The sequence below is a fragment of the Pseudomonas sp. PDM04 genome (genome assembly GCF_014851765.1).
Lineage (GTDB): Bacteria > Pseudomonadota > Gammaproteobacteria > Pseudomonadales > Pseudomonadaceae > Aquipseudomonas.
The window spans coordinates 518,580-535,045 of record NZ_JACVAI010000002.1; the positions used below are offsets into that span (position 1 = coordinate 518,580).

At 64.2% G+C, this 16,466-nt stretch carries 14 protein-coding genes; 3 read left to right on the forward strand and 11 right to left on the reverse strand.

From position 1 onward, the window contains the following. Positions 1-29: 29 nt before the first annotated feature. From IB249_RS09230 to IB249_RS09245, 4 genes are all read right to left on the reverse strand, one after another. Positions 30-2,117: an acetate--CoA ligase family protein gene (locus tag IB249_RS09230; RefSeq protein ID WP_192303786.1), complete on the reverse strand. Its 2,088-nt coding sequence runs from the start codon at positions 2,115-2,117 to the stop codon at positions 30-32. An 18-nt stretch (positions 2,118-2,135) separates the two neighbouring features. Beyond that, positions 2,136-3,296 carry an acyl-CoA dehydrogenase family protein gene (locus tag IB249_RS09235; RefSeq protein WP_192303788.1) on the reverse strand — a complete coding sequence of 387 codons (1,161 nt, stop codon included), beginning with the start codon at positions 3,294-3,296 and terminating at the stop codon, positions 2,136-2,138. 21 nt (positions 3,297-3,317) lie between these two features. Then, on the reverse strand, positions 3,318-4,109 hold the full coding sequence (locus IB249_RS09240) for an enoyl-CoA hydratase/isomerase family protein (RefSeq protein WP_192303790.1): 792 nt from the start codon (positions 4,107-4,109) through the stop codon (positions 3,318-3,320). Positions 4,110-4,439: 330 nt separating this feature from the next. Next, positions 4,440-4,640 (reverse strand): YbdD/YjiX family protein, encoded by a 201-nt coding sequence (locus IB249_RS09245; RefSeq protein ID WP_192303792.1) that lies wholly within the window; start codon positions 4,638-4,640, stop codon positions 4,440-4,442. Between the two features lie 214 nt (positions 4,641-4,854). Here IB249_RS09245 and IB249_RS09250 point away from each other — a divergent pair, with 214 nt between their 5' ends. Further along, the gene (locus IB249_RS09250; protein WP_192303794.1) at positions 4,855-5,853 is read left to right on the forward strand and encodes an EamA family transporter; all 999 of its coding nucleotides are present in this window, start codon (positions 4,855-4,857) and stop codon (positions 5,851-5,853) included. Here the strand turns inward: IB249_RS09250 and IB249_RS09255 are convergent. The 5 genes from IB249_RS09255 to IB249_RS09275 form a co-directional block, all read right to left on the reverse strand. After that, positions 5,801-7,051 (reverse strand): dihydrolipoyllysine-residue acetyltransferase, encoded by a 1,251-nt coding sequence (locus IB249_RS09255; protein WP_192303796.1) that lies wholly within the window; start codon positions 7,049-7,051, stop codon positions 5,801-5,803. The two genes, IB249_RS09250 and IB249_RS09255, sit on opposite strands and share 53 nt — an antisense overlap. 40 nt (positions 7,052-7,091) lie before the next feature. Further along, entirely contained in the window at positions 7,092-9,791 is a 2,700-nt protein-coding gene (gene mdeB, locus IB249_RS09260) for an alpha-ketoglutarate dehydrogenase (protein ID WP_192303798.1), read from the reverse strand. After that, positions 9,788-10,165 (reverse strand): hypothetical protein, encoded by a 378-nt coding sequence (locus tag IB249_RS09265; RefSeq protein WP_192303800.1) that lies wholly within the window; start codon positions 10,163-10,165, stop codon positions 9,788-9,790. Before IB249_RS09265 ends, mdeB begins: the two co-directional genes overlap by 4 nt. Before the next feature lie 86 nt (positions 10,166-10,251). Next, positions 10,252-10,716 carry a transketolase gene (locus IB249_RS09270; RefSeq protein ID WP_192303802.1) on the reverse strand — a complete coding sequence of 155 codons (465 nt, stop codon included), beginning with the start codon at positions 10,714-10,716 and terminating at the stop codon, positions 10,252-10,254. 184 nt (positions 10,717-10,900) lie between these two features. Further along, on the reverse strand, positions 10,901-11,917 hold the full coding sequence (locus IB249_RS09275) for a 1-aminocyclopropane-1-carboxylate deaminase (protein WP_192303804.1): 1,017 nt from the start codon (positions 11,915-11,917) through the stop codon (positions 10,901-10,903). 201 nt (positions 11,918-12,118) lie between these two features. Here IB249_RS09275 and IB249_RS09280 point away from each other — a divergent pair, with 201 nt between their 5' ends. Then, a complete protein-coding gene (locus IB249_RS09280) occupies positions 12,119-12,628 on the forward strand; it encodes an Lrp/AsnC family transcriptional regulator (protein WP_192303806.1) in 510 nt (169 codons plus the stop codon). Positions 12,629-12,648: 20 nt separating this feature from the next. On the opposite strand, the gene IB249_RS09285 is transcribed toward IB249_RS09280, so the two are convergent. Together IB249_RS09285 and IB249_RS09290 are read right to left on the reverse strand one after the other, a co-directional pair. Then, on the reverse strand, positions 12,649-13,992 hold the full coding sequence (locus tag IB249_RS09285; RefSeq protein ID WP_192303808.1) for a PQQ-dependent sugar dehydrogenase: 1,344 nt from the start codon (positions 13,990-13,992) through the stop codon (positions 12,649-12,651). A 166-nt stretch (positions 13,993-14,158) separates the two neighbouring features. Beyond that, positions 14,159-15,082: a LysR family transcriptional regulator gene (locus IB249_RS09290; RefSeq protein ID WP_192303810.1), complete on the reverse strand. Its 924-nt coding sequence runs from the start codon at positions 15,080-15,082 to the stop codon at positions 14,159-14,161. 175 nt (positions 15,083-15,257) lie between these two features. On the opposite strand from IB249_RS09290, the gene IB249_RS09295 reads away from it, so the two are divergent. Then, the gene (locus IB249_RS09295; RefSeq protein WP_192303812.1) at positions 15,258-16,397 is read left to right on the forward strand and encodes an iron-containing alcohol dehydrogenase; all 1,140 of its coding nucleotides are present in this window, start codon (positions 15,258-15,260) and stop codon (positions 16,395-16,397) included. The last annotated feature ends 69 nt before the right edge of the window (positions 16,398-16,466 follow it).

Genomic DNA, 16,466 nt, shown 5'->3' on the forward strand with positions numbered 1-16,466 from the left:
CTTTTGGCATTCGATTTCAGGGTCGTGCATCAGGCCAGGCGGATCAGTGCATCCACCGCCACCGCGCCTTCGGCATTGACCAGCAAAGGGTTCACATCCAGCTCCAGCAAGCGCTCGGCATTCTCGACGGCGTAATCCGCCACCGCCCGGATCGCCCGTACCAGCGCCGGCATATCCACCGCCGGCCCGCCACGAAAACCGCTGAACAACGGCGCGCAACGCAACCCCAGGAGCGCGTCGTGAATGGCCTGATCGGTGGTGGGCAACAACAGGCTGCGACTGTCCTTGAGCAGCTCGACCAGAATCCCGCCGGCGCCGATCACCAGCGCCAGGCCGAAGCCGGTTTCGCGCTTGATGCCGACGATCAGTTCCGCCAGCGGCGCTGGCGCCATGCGCTCGAGCAGTACCTGATCGAAGACCAGGGTCGGTGCCCGCTGCGCCAAGTCGTTGCGCATGCACTCGAGCGCGCAACTCAACGCGTGCTCGTCCTTGAGGTTGAGGGCGACGCCACCGGCTTCGGTCTTGTGCGGCAGGTCGGCGCTGACCACCTTGAGCACCAGCGGATAACCGAGGCTGCGCGCCTGCTCCAGGGCCTGATCAGGGCGGCACAGGCGCGCATCGGGCAACGGCAGGCCGAACGGGCGCAAGGCTTGTTTCGATTGCCACTCATCCAGGCATTTCCCCTCCCCGGGCGACGCTGGCGGACAGATCAGCGCCAGCGCCGATTCGCCACCCTCGAGCACGGCATCGCGGCACGCGCGGTAATGGGCGATGCGTGCCCAGGCGGCCAGCCCGTCCTCGACCCCTTGCAGCGCCGCAATGCCACGGGCATGCAAGCGCTCGCGGGCACTGGCCGGCAGCAGTTCGGGGAACGCCGAGGTGACAAAACCGGTCTTGCCGTAGCGTTGCAGCCCTTCGCAAAACAGCTCCAGCAGCAGGTCGCATTCCTTGCGTTCGCCGGTGAATTCGGCGGGATAGTCGAGCACCAGCAACGCCGCATCAGCCGGGGTACGCAGGACCGTATCGAGCATGTTTCCCAGGGCCTCGCGGTCCCCCCAGATCGCCGTCGTGAAGTCCAGCGGGTTGACCAGGTTGGCGTAGCCGGGCAGTACCTGCGCCAACTCATCACGCTGATGGGCCGCGAGTTTGGGCAAGCTCAGTTGATTGCGTTCGGCGTAGTCGGCGATCAGTCCCGCATCGCCACCGGAGCAGGCCAGCGCGATCAGGCTCGGGCCCTCCGGCAATCGGCCGCAGGCTGCGGCCTTGAGGGTTTCGACAAAACTCACCGGGCCGCTGACGCGGATCACCCCGAGGCGCTCGAACAGGCTGTCGTACAGCGCATCGGAACCGGCCAGCGAGCTGGTGTGGCTGAGCGCAAGCTCGGCGCCGATTTGCGATACGCCGGTTTTCAGGGCAATCACCGGGATGCCTTTTTCCAGTGCCTTGTGCGCGACGCGGGCAAAGCCGGGCACGTTCTTCAGCCCTTCCAGATGCAAACCGATGGCGGTGACCCGGGGCTCGTCGAGCAAGGCATCCATCAGCTCGGCCACCCCCAGTTGCGCCTGATTGCCCACCGACGCCATGTAGGCCAGCGGCAGCGAACGGTCGCTCATCGACAGGTTGTAGGCGAAGTTGCCGCTCTGGGTCAGGATCGCCACGCCCTTCTCTACCGTCTTGCCACCATGGGCCACCGGCCACAGGGCGACGTTGTGCAGGTAGTCGAGCAGGCCGTAGCAGTTGGGACCCAGCAGCGCCATGTCGCCAGCGGCCTGCAACAGCTGCTGTTGCAGCGCCGCCCCTGACTCGCCGATTTCGGCGAACCCGGAGGCATAACAGATCGCCCCGCCCGCGCCCCTGGCGGCCAGCTCAGCGACGCAGCTCAGCGTATGCTCGCGGTGGGTGGCGATGAACACTCCGTCCGGTGCGCACGGCAGTTCGGCAATCGACGCCACGCAAGGAATGCCTTCCAGGCTGCTGTGCTGCGGGTTGACCAGCCACATCGGGCCGGCAAAACCGCCCTCGGCGCAGCGCTTGAGCGCCCGCGCCATGCTGCGTCCGCCCACGAACGCCAGGTGACGCGGCGCGAGCAGGCGCTTGAGGTTGTCTGTGATCGACATGGGATTCTCCTTGGCCAATCAGCGCAGCAGCGGCCGCAGCAGCTCGCGGGAAATGATGTGACGCTGGATCTCCGAGGTTCCCTCCCAGATCCGCTCGATTCGCGCATTGCGCCAGATGCGCTCCACCGGACTCTCGTCCATCAGGCCCATGCCGCCGAAAATCTGCACCGCCTCATCCGCCGCGCGGCCCAGCACTTCGCTGGCGAACAGCTTGGCCATGCCGGCCTCGCCATCGGTCATGGTGCCCTGATCCATTTTCCAGGCCGCGTTCAGGGCCAGCAGTTCGGCGGCGCGGATTTCGGTGGCCATGTCCGCCAGCTTGAAAGAAATACCCTGGTAAGTGCCGATGGCGTGGCCGAACTGTTTGCGATCGGCGGCCCATTGCAGCGCCACGTCCAGCGCCCGTTGCGCCTGACCGACGCAGTTGGCCGCGACCATCACCCGCCCGGCCGTCAGCCAGGCGTTGGCCACGTCCCAGCCCTTGCCGACGTCGCCCAGCACCTTGGAGGCCGGCACCCGGCAATCGTCAAAGAAGATCTCGCTGGTGTGGTAGCCACGGTTGCTCACGCATTTGGGGCCACGGCGAATGGTCATGCCGGGGGTGTCACGGTCCACCAGGAAAGAGGTCACGGCATTGCGCGGGCGGCCGTTGTGCTCGTAGGTGTCGGTGACCGCGAACACGATGGCAAAATCGGCATGCCCGGCGTGGCTGATGAAGTGCTTGCTGCCGTTCAGGACAAAATCATCGCCGTCACGCACGGCGCGGGTCTTGATCGCATTGGCGTCCGAACCGGCACCGGGCTCGGTGAGGGCGAAGCAGTCGATCTTCTCCCCACGCACGCAGGGCAACAGGTAATCCTCGATCTGCGCGCCCTTGCAGGCCATGAGGATTTTCGACGGACGCGCGACGAACACATGCAGTGCCCACGACACCTTGGACAACTCACGTTCGATCAACGCCTGGGACAGGTAATCCAGCCCTCCGCCGCCGACCTCTTCCGGCATGTTGAACGCGTAGAAACCGGCAGCAATCGCCTTGGCGCGGATCTGCGCGGCCAGCTCCGGCGGAACGGTATCGGCGCGGTCGACCGCATCCTCGTGGGGCAGCAGTTCTTTTTCGACGAAGCTGCGCACGGACTCGACCAGCATGTCCTGCTCTTGGGTCAGTTGAAAATTCATGGTGGCGTACCTGCGGTTCGATTACTGGCCGATGAAATGAGGCGTGCGTTTTTCCACGGCAGCCTTGAGGGCTTCCGCGCCATCCTGGCTGCGTCCGCAAAGCAGGCCGGCGGCCTGTTCGGCCTGCAGTTGTTCGGCGAGGCTGCGTCCGGCACCGTCGCGAAGCAGCACCTTGGTCTGGGCGAAGGCGAAGGTCGGGCCGCTGGCCAGTCGCGTCGCCAGCGCCGTGGTATGGGCGAGCAGTGCCTCGTCGGCACAGACCTCGCCGACCAGCCCGGCGGCCAGTGCACGCTCGGCGCTCCACAACTCGTCGAGGAACAGCAGGCGCTTGCTGTGCTCAACGCCGATCAGGCGTGGCAAATGCCAACTGGCGCCGGCATCCGGCGAATACGCCATGCCGGTGTAACCGGCCTTGAAGCGCGCCGATGCGGCAGCGACCCGCAGGTCGCAGCACAGGCTCAGATCCATCCCGGCACCGACCGCGATACCGTTGATGGCCGCGATGGTCGGTTTGCTGAAACCGTGGAGACGGTTCATCAACAGGTGCGCGGTTTCGGTCCAGCCGTAGGTTTCGAGGATCCCGCGCCGCTCGGCATCCGCCCACTCGGCCACGTCCGCACCGGCACAGAAACCCTTGCCGTTGCCGGTCAGCACCAACACCCTGACCGCCGGATCGGCGTCATGGCCGTCGAGTGCAGCGATCAAGGCCTTGAGGGTGGGAATATCCAGCGCGTTGCGTTGTTCGGTGCGGTTGAGGGTGATCCAGGCGATGCCGCTTTCAACCCGGCTGAGCAGTGACGGTTGCAATGTCATGGAAGGTCCTCGTCGTTCTTGTAGTTGGACTGGAGGTACGAGCTGCAGCCGATACTAAACAACTGTTCAGTAACAGGGCAATACCGCGGGATGAGCTGTTACATCTTCGAACAACTCAGGGCCCCTCTTCCCTTATCGAGCCACGCGATTGCCCTTGTGGGAGCGAGCCTGCTCGCGATGCGGATTGTCAATCGACATCCATCTCGATGGCCGAGCGCCATCGCGAGCAGGCTCGCTCCCACGGAGTTCTGCGAGTGCGTGCAAATCCATCAGGCATAAAAAAGCCCCGACTCTCGCAAGCCGGGGCTGTTTGATGGAAATGGTCGCGGTTCAGCAGCACCGTGTCGTGCAACTGCGCTTGCCGTAGCGCGCTTCCTGGCGCTCGCGAAAGAACGCCGAAGGGCTCATCACCGGTTCGCCCGGCTGATTGCGCGCCATCTGCGCGACGTAGTTGTCGTAGTCGGGAACGCCCACCATCAGGCGCGCGCTCTGACTGAGGAACCGGGCGGCATGCTGCAATTTGCGGAACATGGCAGAACTCTCTTTTTGGGCAGTGGACGCTGTATGAAAGCGCATCCATGTATCTGCAATGTGTCCAGCGAAAAAATGATTTATGCCTGCAAGTCGTACGATCTCTTTGACCGCAAAGCGCCACCAAACCTTGTCCGGCCAAACCATTTGCGGTACAAACCCACAAGTCGTACGACAACATAATAATAATCCTGCCGTCGCCAGAGACCCTGCCATGACCCGCCAGACCGCTCCAACGCCCTTCCCCCGTCACCTCGCCGTGTTGATTCTGTTGTGCATGGGCTGCGCCTTTGCCGGCAACCACGTGGCTGCCCGGGTGGCGTTCGACGACGGCGCCGGGGTATTGCTGGCGATTCTGATGCGCTCAGGTGGAACGCTGTTGGTGCTGGCCGCGCTGGTGCTGTGGCAGCGTCAGAGTCTGCGCTTGCCGGCGGGCGCCTGGCGCTGGCAGTTGCTGCTGGGTCTGCTGATCGCGACCCAGAGCCTGTGCCTGTACTCGGCCGTGGCCCGGGTGCCGGTGGCCCTGGCGCTGCTGGTGGCGAACGTGTTTCCGATCCTACTGGCGTTGCTCACCTGGGCATTGGGCGGGCCGCGGCCAACGGCGCGCACCGCCGCGTTGATGGGCCTGATTCTGCTCGGCCTGGTGTTTGTGCTGGACGTGCCGGGACGGCTCTCGGCCAATAGCAATGTCGGCCCCGAGTGGGTGCTCGGGGTCGCGCTGGCGTTCTGCGCCGCCAGTGTGTTCGCCTGTGCGTTGTGGATCACCGATCACAAGCTGTCGCCGGTGCGCGGCTCGGTGCGCAGCCTGCTGACCATTTTCATCGTCTTCAGCAGCGTCAACCTCGCCGGTCTGACCGGTGCCCTGCCCGGCGGCCTGAACCTGCCGGCCAGCGCCACCGGCTGGTGGGCGCTGGCGACGCTGGTGGTGCTCTACGGTACCGGCTTCATCGTCCTGTTCATCTCCGTGCCACGTCTGGACATGCCGCGCAACGCGCCGGTGATGAACATCGAGCCCCTGGCCACGCTATTGATGGGCTGGATCGTGCTGGACCAGATGCTCAGCGCCGGCCAGGTGATCGGCGGCGCCATCGTCGTCACCGGCATTGTCCTGCTGACCTGGCGCAAGGCGCAGCGCACGCCCACCGCCAGCGCCTCCCCGGTTACAGCACCAGGCGCCGGTAATCCGCCAGCACACTGCTCAGATAGGCGTTGAAACGCCCTGCCGCCGCGCCATCGATGACCCGATGGTCCCAGCTCAGGCTCAACGGCAGCAGATGGCGCGTGACCACTTCGCCCTCCTCCAGCGCCAACCGTTCGCGGGTTTTGCCCACCCCGAGGATGGCGACTTCCGGGGCATTGATGATCGGCGTGAAATACGTCCCGCCAATGCCGCCCAGGGACGAAATGGAAAAACAGCCGCCACTCATGTCGGCGACGCTCAACTTGCCCGCCCGGGCCTTCTGCGCCAGTGCCGACATTTCCCCGGCAATGGCCAGCACGCCTTTACGGTCGACGTCCCTGATCACCGGCACGACCAGCCCTTGTGGCGTGTCGGCGGCAAAGCCGATGTGGCAGTAATCCTTCAACACCAGGTCGTCACCCTCGAGGCTGGCATTGAACTCCGGGAATTTTCTCAACGCCGCCGCGCACGCTTTCATCAGCAGCGCGAGCAGGGTCAGCTTGACCCCGCTGCCGGCATTGTCCCGGTTCACCTGCTGGCGAAACTGTTCGAGCTGGGTGATATCCGCATCGTCGTGATTGGTCACGTGGGGAATCATCACCCAGTTGCGGTGCAGGTTGGCACCGCTGAGTTTCCGGATTCGCGACAGCGGCTGGGTCTGCACCGGACCGTATTGGGCAAAGTCCACCACCGGCCAGGGCAGCAGACCGACCATCGGCGGGACGCGGTCGCCTGCCCCCGGGGCGCTCAGCGCCCCTTTGACGTGCGCCAGGACGTCCGGCCGGGTGATGCGCCGACGCAGGCCGGTGCCCTGGATGGCGGCGAGTGACACCCCCAGTTCACGGGCGAACTTGCGTATCGAAGGCGATGCCAGCGGCAAGTCCGTGAGCGGTGCTTTCACCTCGATGCGCGGCAGTGCCGGCGCAACGTCCGGCGATTTTACCGGGCTGACCGCTGGCTCGCTCAGCGAAGCCGTGATCGGCGCTGGCGCGGCGCATTCGATCAAGGCAATCGGCGAACCCTGACTGACCTTGTCATCCAGGCTGACCGCCAGCGATTGCAGCACGCCCGCCTGCGGCGAGGGGATTTCCATGGACGCCTTGTCGGTCTCGACAATGATCAGCGCCTGGCCTTCGAGCACCGCATCGCCGGCCCTGACGAGGATTTCTATCACGCCGACATCCCTGGCATCGCCAATGTCGGGCACCCGCACTTCATACACGTTGTTCATGAGCATTTCCTGAAAATTCGACTCGACCTGAAGCCCGGCTTCAGGCCTCCCAGGGCGCGAGCGCCTCGACATCGATGGCGTACCGCACAATCGCCTCGGTACAGACAGCCGCCTCCAGGCGCCCTGCCTGCACCAGCGATGTCAGCGCGCTCAAGACGATCTGATGGCGGTCCACTTCGAAGAAACGGCGCAGTTGGCTGCGGGTATCGCTGCGGCCGAAACCGTCGGTCCCGAGCACGCTGTAGGGCGCGTCCAGGTCGCTGGCGATCAGTTGCGGCAAGGCACGCACGTAGTCGGTGCAGGCGATGACCGGTGCAGTGGCCGTCAGCGACGCCCGGACATGGCTGAGCCGTGCCGGTTGTCCGGGATGCAGACGGTTCCAGCGTTCGACTTCCCGGGCGTCACGGGCCAGTTCGGTGAAACTGGTGACGCTCCAGACTTCGCTGTCGACGTTCCAGTCGCTGGCCAGCAATTCGGCTGCGGCAATCACTTCCAGCAGGATCGCGCCGCTGCCCAGCAACTGCACGGTGCCCCGCGCATCCTCGACTTCATGTCGGGCGAACAGGTACATGCCCTTGATGATCGCCGCTTCGACGCCTTCGGGCAGGTTGGCTTGCGGGTAGTTCTCGTTCATCAGCGTGACGTAGTAGAACTCGTCGACCTGGCGCTCCAGCATCTGGCGCATGCCGTGGTCCAGGATCACCGCGAATTCTGCGGCGAACGCCGGATCGTAGGCCCGGCAATTGGGCACCATCGACGCCATCAGGTGGCTGTTGCCGTCCTGATGCTGCAAGCCCTCGCCCCCCAGCGTGGTGCGGCCCGCCGTGGCCCCGAGCAGGAACCCGCGCGCCCGCTGATCGGCCGCCGCCCAGATCAGGTCGCCAATGCGCTGGAAGCCGAACATCGAGTAGTAGATGTAGAACGGTAGCATCGGCAGGCCGTGCACGGAATAGCTGGTGGCGGCGGCCACCCAGGAGCTGATTGCCCCGGCCTCGCTGATGCCCTCTTCGAGAATCTGCCCGTCCAGCGCTTCGCGGTAACTGAGGATCGAGCCGATGTCTTCCGGCTCATAACGCTGCCCCACGCTGGAGTAAATGCCGATCTGCTTGAACAGGCTGGCCATGCCGAACGTGCGCGCCTCGTCGGCGACAATCGGCACGATGCGCGGGCCCAGTTGCTTGTCCCGCAACAATCCGCTGAGCAGGCGGACGAAGGCCATGGTGGTGGACATTTCCTTGCCCTCGGCGGCGATGGCAAACCCGGCATAGCTGTCGATGTCCGGCACGGCCAGCGGCGCCGAACGAGTCGGCCGCGAAGGCAGGTAGCCGCCCAAGGCCTGGCGACGCTCGTGCAGGTAACGCATTTCGGCACTGTCGGCAGCCGGCTTGAAGAAGCTCAGGGAGGTCGCCTGTTCATCGCTCAGCGGCAGGTTGAAACGGTTGCGGAAGGCGATCAACGCATCCTTGTCGAGCTTCTTCTGCTGGTGCACGGTCATCTTGCCCTGCCCGGCATCGCCCATGCCGAACCCCTTCTTGGTCTGCGCCAGGATCACCGTCGGCTTGCTGCCCTCGCGCATCGCGCTGTGGTAAGCGGCAAAGATTTTCACCACGTCGTGGCCACCGCGTTTGAGGCGGTCGATCTGTTCATCGGTCAGCCCCTGAGCCAACTGCGCCAGGGCTTCGTTCTGGCCGAAGAAATGATCGCGGTTGAAGCGCCCGTCCTTGGCGGCAAAGGTCTGGAACTGGCCATCGACCGTGGCAGACAAGGCCTTGACCAGTGCCCCGTCGTGGTCCCGGGCAAACAAGCCGTCCCAGTCGGAGCCCCAGACCAGCTTGATCACATTCCAGCCCGCCCCGCCGAACAGCGCCTCCAGTTCGTCGATGATGCGCCCGTTGCCGCGCACCGGACCGTCCAGGCGCTGCAGGTTGCAATTGACCACCCACACCAGGTTGTCCAAGCCTTCGCGCGCCGCCAGCGTCAGGGCCGACATGCTTTCCGGCTCATCCATTTCGCCGTCGCCAAACACCCCCCACACGGTGCGCCCGGCGGTGTCCTGCAGGCCACGGTGTTGCAGATAACGCATGAAACGCGCCTGGTAGATCGAGCTGATCGGACCGATGCCCATCGAGCCGGTCGGGAACTGCCAGAAGTCCGGCATCAACCAGGGGTGAGGGTAACTCGACAGCCCGCGAGCACCCTGGGCGCCGGCGCCGATCTCCTGGCGGTAATGCTGCAGGTCCTGCTCTTCAAGCCGCCCCTCCAGAAACGCCCGTGCATAGACACCGGGCGCCGAATGCGGCTGATAGAACACCAGGTCACCGCCGCTGCTCTCGGTGCGCGCCTTGAAGAAATGGTTGAAGCCCACTTCGAACAGGTCGGCGGCGCTGGCGTAACTGGCGATGTGGCCGCCCAGTTCGCCATAGGCCTGGTTGGCCCTGGCGACCATGACCAGCGCGTTCCAGCGCATGATCGAGGCCAGGCGTTCTTCCATGGCCAGGTCACCGGGAAACACCGGCTGCTGTTCCACGCCGATGGTGTTGATGTAAGGCGTGCCGTGACGCGGCCGCCAGCCGATGTCGGCGGTGCTCGCCAGCGTCACCAGCATGTCCATGATCTGCCGTGCCTGCCCGGCACCGCCGTGGGCGATGACCGACTGCAAGGCCTCTCGCCATTCGGTGAGTTCTTCAGCGTCTTGCGGGGTCTGCCCGGGGAATTGGGCCTGCAGATCGGACGGGTTCATGGGCATCTCCTGCAAAAGGCTGTGTCAGGATCGAGGCGTGGCACCGGGGTGGACCGGGCCAGGCTTTTAACGTGTTCCACCGCTGCGATGACCGAGCGTTCGCTCGGGGCGTGCTCGGCGATCGGATAAATACTGATTCTGCGCCTGGGCAGTTCGCGTAAAAAGCGCTTGTCCAGTTCGCCGGCCACCACCAGGCAGTAATCGCAGGTGGGCAGGCGTGCTTCGAACAAATCGTCGTTCGTGGGCATCGCCTCGACCTGCATCAGGGCGACGTTTTCAAAACAACTGAAGCTGTGGTGAATCAACGCCAGGTGTTCGCTTTCCAGTCCGGCCGTGAACACCACGACCCGCGTTTCGCTGGAGGGCTCACGCATCCATTTCCTGCCTGGATGACGATAGTCGGCAGTTTGGCTCATAGGCTTTGCCTTTCTTGTAATGAAGTTGGATTCAGCACGCTGGGCTAAAGGGCGCAGCGCTCCTGCAGCAGGCTTTTCGCCAGACGACGGGTGGCCGATAGAACGTGCTCCACCTGTCGGTCCATCCCTTCGCTGGAGGTGGCCACGGCACCCAGTTCGACCACCCGCAACGGGTGCCCGCACACCGAGCCGAGCCAGGTCAGCCCAGGCTCCGCGCCGGTTTCGACATCCAGCAGAAAGCTGCCTTTGGCCACGCCGCGCAGCAGATGACCGGCATCGCTCGCGTCGGTGGGCGTCGAGGGTTCGGGACTGGAACCGACCTGCAACCAGTCGAGCATCAGTTGCCGCGAATGCTGGACGGCCAGATAGGCCACCTGGTCCCAATCGTCGATGGCCGCGTGCAACTGGTCGATCATGTAGTGGGGCAGCGCGGCACTGGTCACGATGACCACCCCGACGTCCGCCGAAGGTGCTTTGATCCAGACAGCGGAAGGCGATATCTCATGCATGGCGGTACTCCCGAGGTTTCCAACGATATCCAGCCAACACCCGACCACGGCGCAGGCTCGCTCCTGCAAAAAACACCGCGTGGAGCGAGCCTGCTCGCGATGGACGTGAACGATGATGCGGGCGGCCTGAATGCCCGCGGTGTCCAGTTTTTTTCGCGAGCCACTTCGCTCCCGCAGGATCGGGTCAGCCGTTACGGAACAGGAAACTGTAGGCATTCAGCGCGGGCACCCCGCCGAGGTGGGCGTACAGCACTTTCGAACCTTCGGGGAACTCGCCGCGACGGACCCTTTCGATCATCCCGTGCATGGACTTGCCCTCGTACACCGGGTCGGTCAACACGCCCTCCAGGCGCCCGCACAGGCGAATGGCTTCCAGTGTGCCGTCGTTGGGCAAACCGTACTCGGGATAGGCAAAGCGGGTGTCGAGCACCACATCGTCTTCGGTGATTTCGCGCCCCAACTCCACCAGTTCAGCGGTGTGCCGGGCGATGCGCAGGATCTGCGCCTTGGTCTGGGCGGGCTTGGCCGAGGCGTCGATGCCGATGACATTCTTCGAGCGACCGTCGGCGGCGAACCCCACCACCATGCCCGCCTGGGTACTGCCGGTGACCGAGCACACCACGATGTAGTCGAACTTGAAGCCCAGCGCCTCCTCCTGCTGGCGCACTTCCTCCGCGAACCCGACGAACCCCAGGCCGCCATAAGGGTGTTCGGAACAGCCGGCCGGAATCGGAAACGGTTTGCCGCCCCGCTCCTTGACGTCGCTCATGGCCTTCTCCCAGCTGGGGCGAATGCCGATGTCGAAACCGGCCGCATCCAGCCGCACATCGGCACCCATGATCCGCGACATCTCGATATTGCCCACCCGGTCGTACACGGCGTCGGAGTAGTTGACCCAGTTTTCCTGGACCAGCACGCACTTCATGCCCAGGTGGGCCGCGACGGCCGCCACCTGGCGGGTCTGGTTGGACTGGATGCCGCCAATCGACACCAGGGTGTCGCAGCCCTGCTCGATGGCTTCGGGAATCAGGTATTCAAGCTTGCGTGTCTTGTTGCCACCGAAGGCCAGGCCGCTGTTGCAGTCTTCGCGCTTGGCGTACAGCTCGACCTTGCCGCCCAGGTGTTCGCTGAGGCGCTTCAAGGGGGTGATGGGCGAAGGGCCGAAGGTCAACGGATAGCGCTTGAAACGATTCAGGTTCATGACTCTGCTCCTTGGTGATTGGATATCCAAGCGCCAGGCCTAAAGGCCACAAGACTGCACAGGCAGGCTGTTCGTGGGCGGCTTCGATGAGTTCAATAGTAAGAACAAACCCGAAAATATGTGTTGCAAGTTTCAATCGATTAAAGAAACATAAATCGCCAACTACCAATCAGAACCTTCTTTTATTGTGCAGATATCGCCATGAGCGCAACAAATAGTCGCAACAAAGGCGCGAGCCCAGCCACGGAGCCACCTGCGCTGGATCGCACTGATCGAGCCATTCTCAAGACCCTGCAGCGCGACGCGTCCATCTCCAATGTGGCTCTGGCCGAGAAGGTCAAATTGAGCGCGCCGGCCTGTCTGCGGCGCGTCGAACGCCTCAAGCAGGCAGGCCTGATCAAGGGCATCGTCGCGTTGCTCGACAGCGAAGCGCTGGAGGCAGGGATGGTGGTGTTGATCGGCGTGGTGCTGGATCGCTCGACCCCGGAATCCTTCGCCGCGTTCGAAGCGGCGGCGCAAAAGGTGTCCGGCTGCATGGAATGCCATGTGGTGACGGGGGAATTCGACTACTTCATGCTGTTGCGCACCAAGGACAGCAACAGCTTCAACCGGCTGCACGCCGAGCAGTTGCTGTACCTGCCCGGCGTGCGCCAGATCCGTTCGTTCATGGGCCTGCGCAACGTGTTGTCGACGACGCAGATCCCTCTTTGAGCCAACCGTTGAAGACGACGTCAGTGGGCCGACGTCGCCGCCACGCGCCAGAGCGTGTTGCCGACGTCGTCGGCCACCAGCAACGCTCCGCTGCGATCGAGCATCACGCCCACCGGCCGGCCCTGGGCCTCGCCATCGGCATTGAGGAAACCGGTCAGGAAGTCCACCGGCAGCGCCGAAGGTTTGCCGTCGCTGAATGGCACGAACACCACTTTGTAGCCGGCCTGCGGGTTGCGGTTCCATGAACCGTGTTCGCCAATGAACGCGCCATTGGCGAAAGCCTCCGGCATGCCGCGCGCATCGGAGAACGCCAGGCCCAACGGGGCGACGTGAGTGCCCAGGGCGTAATCCGGGGCAAGGGCCAGTGTCACCTTGTCCGGGCGCGGCGGTTGCACGCGGACATCGACATGATTGCCATAGTAGCTCCAGGGCCAGCCGTAGAACGCGCCGTCCTGCACCGACGTCAGGTAGTCCGGCACCAGGTCGCTGCCGATTTCGTCGCGCTCGTTGACCACCGTCCACAACTGGCTCGAACCGGGTTTCCAGGCCATGCCGTTGGGGTTGCGCAGGCCGCTGGCGTAAAGGCGCTTGCTGGCGCTCTGGACGTCGATCTCCCAGATCGCCGCTCGCCCTTCTTCTGCCTCCAGGCCGTTCTCACCGACATTGCTGTTGGAGCCGACAGTCACGTAGAGCTTGGTGCCCTCGGGATTGGCCAGCACGTTCTTGGTCCAGTGGTGGTTGATACCTGCCGGCAGGTCGGTGACCTTGACCGGGGTCGCACTGATTTCGGTCTGCCCTTCATGGTACGGCACCTTGACCAGTGCATCGGCGTTGGCAATGAACAGCTCTTCCCCCACCAGCGCCATGCCGAACGGTGACGTCAGCCCGCTCATGAACACCGTGCGCAGTTCCGCGTGACCATCACCGTCGGCGTCGCGTAGCAGGGTGATGCGGTTGGCGCTGGGCGCATCGGCACCGACCCGCCCCATCACGATCCCCATCGCCGTGCGGCGCGCCCAGGCCAACGGTCCGCTGCCGCCATCGGTAGCGCCATCAGGCATCGGTGGGTGATTGCTTTCGGCAACCAGCACGTCGCCATTGGGCAGCAGATAGACCCAGCGCGGGTGATCCAGATGCTCGGCAAGCGCCGTCACCTTGAACCCGGCCGGTGCCTTGGGCGCATCGCCGCCCGACCAGCCGACCGCCTTGGAAACCTTCAGTGTGGGGATCAGCGACGTGGTGGGATCGGGCAGTTGCGGGTTCGGGCCGACACTGGCCTGGGGCGGCAGCTTGGACGATTCGCCACAGGCGGCGAGCAGCGCGGTCGTGGTCATCAAGAGCGCCAGTCGGCGGGAGACAGTCATGGTTCAAACCTCGCGATGGCCATCCGGGGCCAATGAGTGGGCAGGCAAAATCCCGTCGAGTATCGCGACCTTGATCCGGCGCAAACACCGTCCCTGTCACAAATCAATTTTTCCTGAATCGCACGAATGCTCGCCCTCGATGGCGGGCAGTATCACAGAGCGGATGTCAGGCGGGATTGAGCAGTGCCTCGCGTAACAGTCGGGCCGCCGGCGAGTCCGGCACGCCCTTGCGCGACACCAGTTCATAGGGTTCGCTGCGCGAGGTGATGGGCAGCGGCAACGTGGTGGTGAAGCCATAGCCGGAGCAGAACTTCGCCACGTCGGTCGAAACCAGTGCGACGAGGGTCGGATTCTCCTGCAACAGCGACAGGGTGGCGAAGGCCGAGGTGGTTTCCAGCAGGTGCACCGGAAAACGCAGGTCTGCCTCATGGAACTCGCGCTCGAGCAGCAGGCGCATGGGCATGTTGGCGCGATAGACGACCCAGCGGTAATCCACCAGGTCCTTGAGCGATAACTGCCGGGCATAGGCGAAGGGATGTTGGGTACTGGCGATCACCGCCAGGGTTTCTTCCACGAACGTTGCGCTTTCGTACAGGTACGGAGTGTTGCTGATGGTGGTCCGGCAGATCGCCAGGTCCAGGCGTCCGGCGTCGAGCTGGCTGAGCAGCGCGGCGCTGGTGTCTTCGACGATCTCGATGGACAGCTTGGGGTGGTCGCCGATCACCCGGCTGATGGCCGTGGTCAGCAACGGCACGGCGCCCATGATGGTGCCCACCGACACGCGCCCGCCCTCGCCGCTCATGATGCCGATGATCTCTTCGCGCAGGTGCGCCAGGTCGGTCTGAATCAAGCGCGCGTAACGGATGACCGAACGTCCGGCATCGTTCGGTTCAAGCCCGCGGTTAGTCCGGGTGAACAACGACGTACCGAAGGTGGTTTCAATTTCCTGCAGCGCCTTGCTGGCGCCAGGTTGGGTCAGCGCGACCTGTTTGGCCGCGCCGAGCAAGGAGCCGTGATCATCAAGAGCGATCAGCAAACGCAGTTGCTTGATGTGCAGGCGGGACATGATCGAGTTCAGTGAGGGCGTCATCAGGATTAACTAAAAGTTATAGAGGTATCGAAAGTTGTCAGTATCGAGGCTGGCCAGGACGGCCCTATAGTCCACCCCACAACCAGGCAATGCAACGAGTTTGACCAGAGAGCGAAAGCCCTCCCGCCCATGACCGGTTGCAACAATAACAATCCTGTATAACTTGTGGTGAATCATGTCACTCATCAATTACATCACCAAAATTCAGTTCGGCTATGACAGCCTGCAACACCTGGCGGCAGAAGCTGAACGTGCCGGCATCACTCGCCCCCTGATCGTCACCGACATCGGTGTACGCAACGCCGGCATCGTCGACAAAGTCATCGCCGCCCTGGGCGCCGACCGCGCCCCATCGATTTTCGACGCCACCCCACCCAACCCGAACGAACACGCCGTGCGTGAAGCCGTGGCGCACTACCACCTCGGCGAGTGCAACGGCATCATCGCCGTCGGCGGCGGTTCGTCCATCGACCTGGCCAAGGGCGTGGCCGTCTGCGCCACCCACGACGGCCCCCTGCAGAGCTTCGCCGTGATCGAAGGCGGCCTGGATCGCATCACTGCGGCCACCGCTCCGCTGATTGCGATCCCGACGACGGCGGGCACCGGCAGCGAGGTCGGGCGCGGCGCCATCCTGATTCTCGACGACGGGCGCAAGGTCGGCGTGATCTCTCCTCATGTTGTGCCCCGGGTGGCCATCTGCGATCCGGAACTGACCCTCGGCCTGCCGGCCATGCTGACCGCCGCCACCGGCATGGACGCGATTGCCCACTGCATCGAGACCTTCATGGCCCCGGCCTTCAACCCCGCTGCGGATGGCATCGCCCTCGACGGCCTGCGCCGGGCCTGGGAACACATCGAGCGCGCCACCGCCGAACCCGGCGACCGCGACGCGCGGATGAACATGATGAGCGCATCGATGCAGGGTGCACTGGCTTTCCAGAAAGGCCTGGGTTGCGTGCACAGCCTGTCCCACGCCCTGGGCGGGATCAATCCGAAGCTGCACCACGGCACCTTGAACGCGATTTTCCTGCCGGCGGTGGTCGACTTCAACGCCGAGGCCCCGACCGTTCGTGACGAACGCAAGCTCGAACGCCTGCGCCACGCCATGGGTCTTGCCGCCAACGCCGACATCGGCCTGGCCATCGAGGACCTGACCCGGCGCCTCGGCCTGCCGACCCGCCTGAGCCAGATCGGAGTAGACCCGAGTCTGTTCGCCGGCATCGTCGAAGGCGCCCTGCACGATCACAGCCACAAAACCAACCCACGCGAAGCGTCCGGCGCGGACTACCTGTCGATGCTTGAACAATCGCTGTAAGCCGCTGCTGCCCAACAACAATAAAACAGGAGGCATCCGTGTCGTCAGCCACGCTGGCGCCAGCGGAAC

Coding starts and splice junctions, on each gene's coding strand:
- IB249_RS09230 (WP_192303786.1), bottom strand. CDS start 2,117: ATGTCGATCACAGACAACCTCAAGCGCCTGCTCGCGCCGCGTCACCTG.
- IB249_RS09235 (WP_192303788.1), bottom strand. CDS start 3,296: ATGAATTTTCAACTGACCCAAGAGCAGGACATGCTGGTCGAGTCCGTG.
- IB249_RS09240 (WP_192303790.1), bottom strand. CDS start 4,109: ATGACATTGCAACCGTCACTGCTCAGCCGGGTTGAAAGCGGCATCGCC.
- IB249_RS09245 (WP_192303792.1), bottom strand. CDS start 4,640: ATGTTCCGCAAATTGCAGCATGCCGCCCGGTTCCTCAGTCAGAGCGCG.
- IB249_RS09250 (WP_192303794.1), top strand. CDS start 4,855: ATGACCCGCCAGACCGCTCCAACGCCCTTCCCCCGTCACCTCGCCGTG.
- IB249_RS09255 (WP_192303796.1), bottom strand. CDS start 7,051: ATGAACAACGTGTATGAAGTGCGGGTGCCCGACATTGGCGATGCCAGG.
- mdeB (WP_192303798.1), bottom strand. CDS start 9,791: ATGAACCCGTCCGATCTGCAGGCCCAATTCCCCGGGCAGACCCCGCAA.
- IB249_RS09265 (WP_192303800.1), bottom strand. CDS start 10,165: ATGCGTGAGCCCTCCAGCGAAACGCGGGTCGTGGTGTTCACGGCCGGA.
- IB249_RS09270 (WP_192303802.1), bottom strand. CDS start 10,716: ATGCATGAGATATCGCCTTCCGCTGTCTGGATCAAAGCACCTTCGGCG.
- IB249_RS09275 (WP_192303804.1), bottom strand. CDS start 11,917: ATGAACCTGAATCGTTTCAAGCGCTATCCGTTGACCTTCGGCCCTTCG.
- IB249_RS09280 (WP_192303806.1), top strand. CDS start 12,119: ATGAGCGCAACAAATAGTCGCAACAAAGGCGCGAGCCCAGCCACGGAG.
- IB249_RS09285 (WP_192303808.1), bottom strand. CDS start 13,992: ATGACTGTCTCCCGCCGACTGGCGCTCTTGATGACCACGACCGCGCTG.
- IB249_RS09290 (WP_192303810.1), bottom strand. CDS start 15,082: ATGACGCCCTCACTGAACTCGATCATGTCCCGCCTGCACATCAAGCAA.
- IB249_RS09295 (WP_192303812.1), top strand. CDS start 15,258: ATGTCACTCATCAATTACATCACCAAAATTCAGTTCGGCTATGACAGC.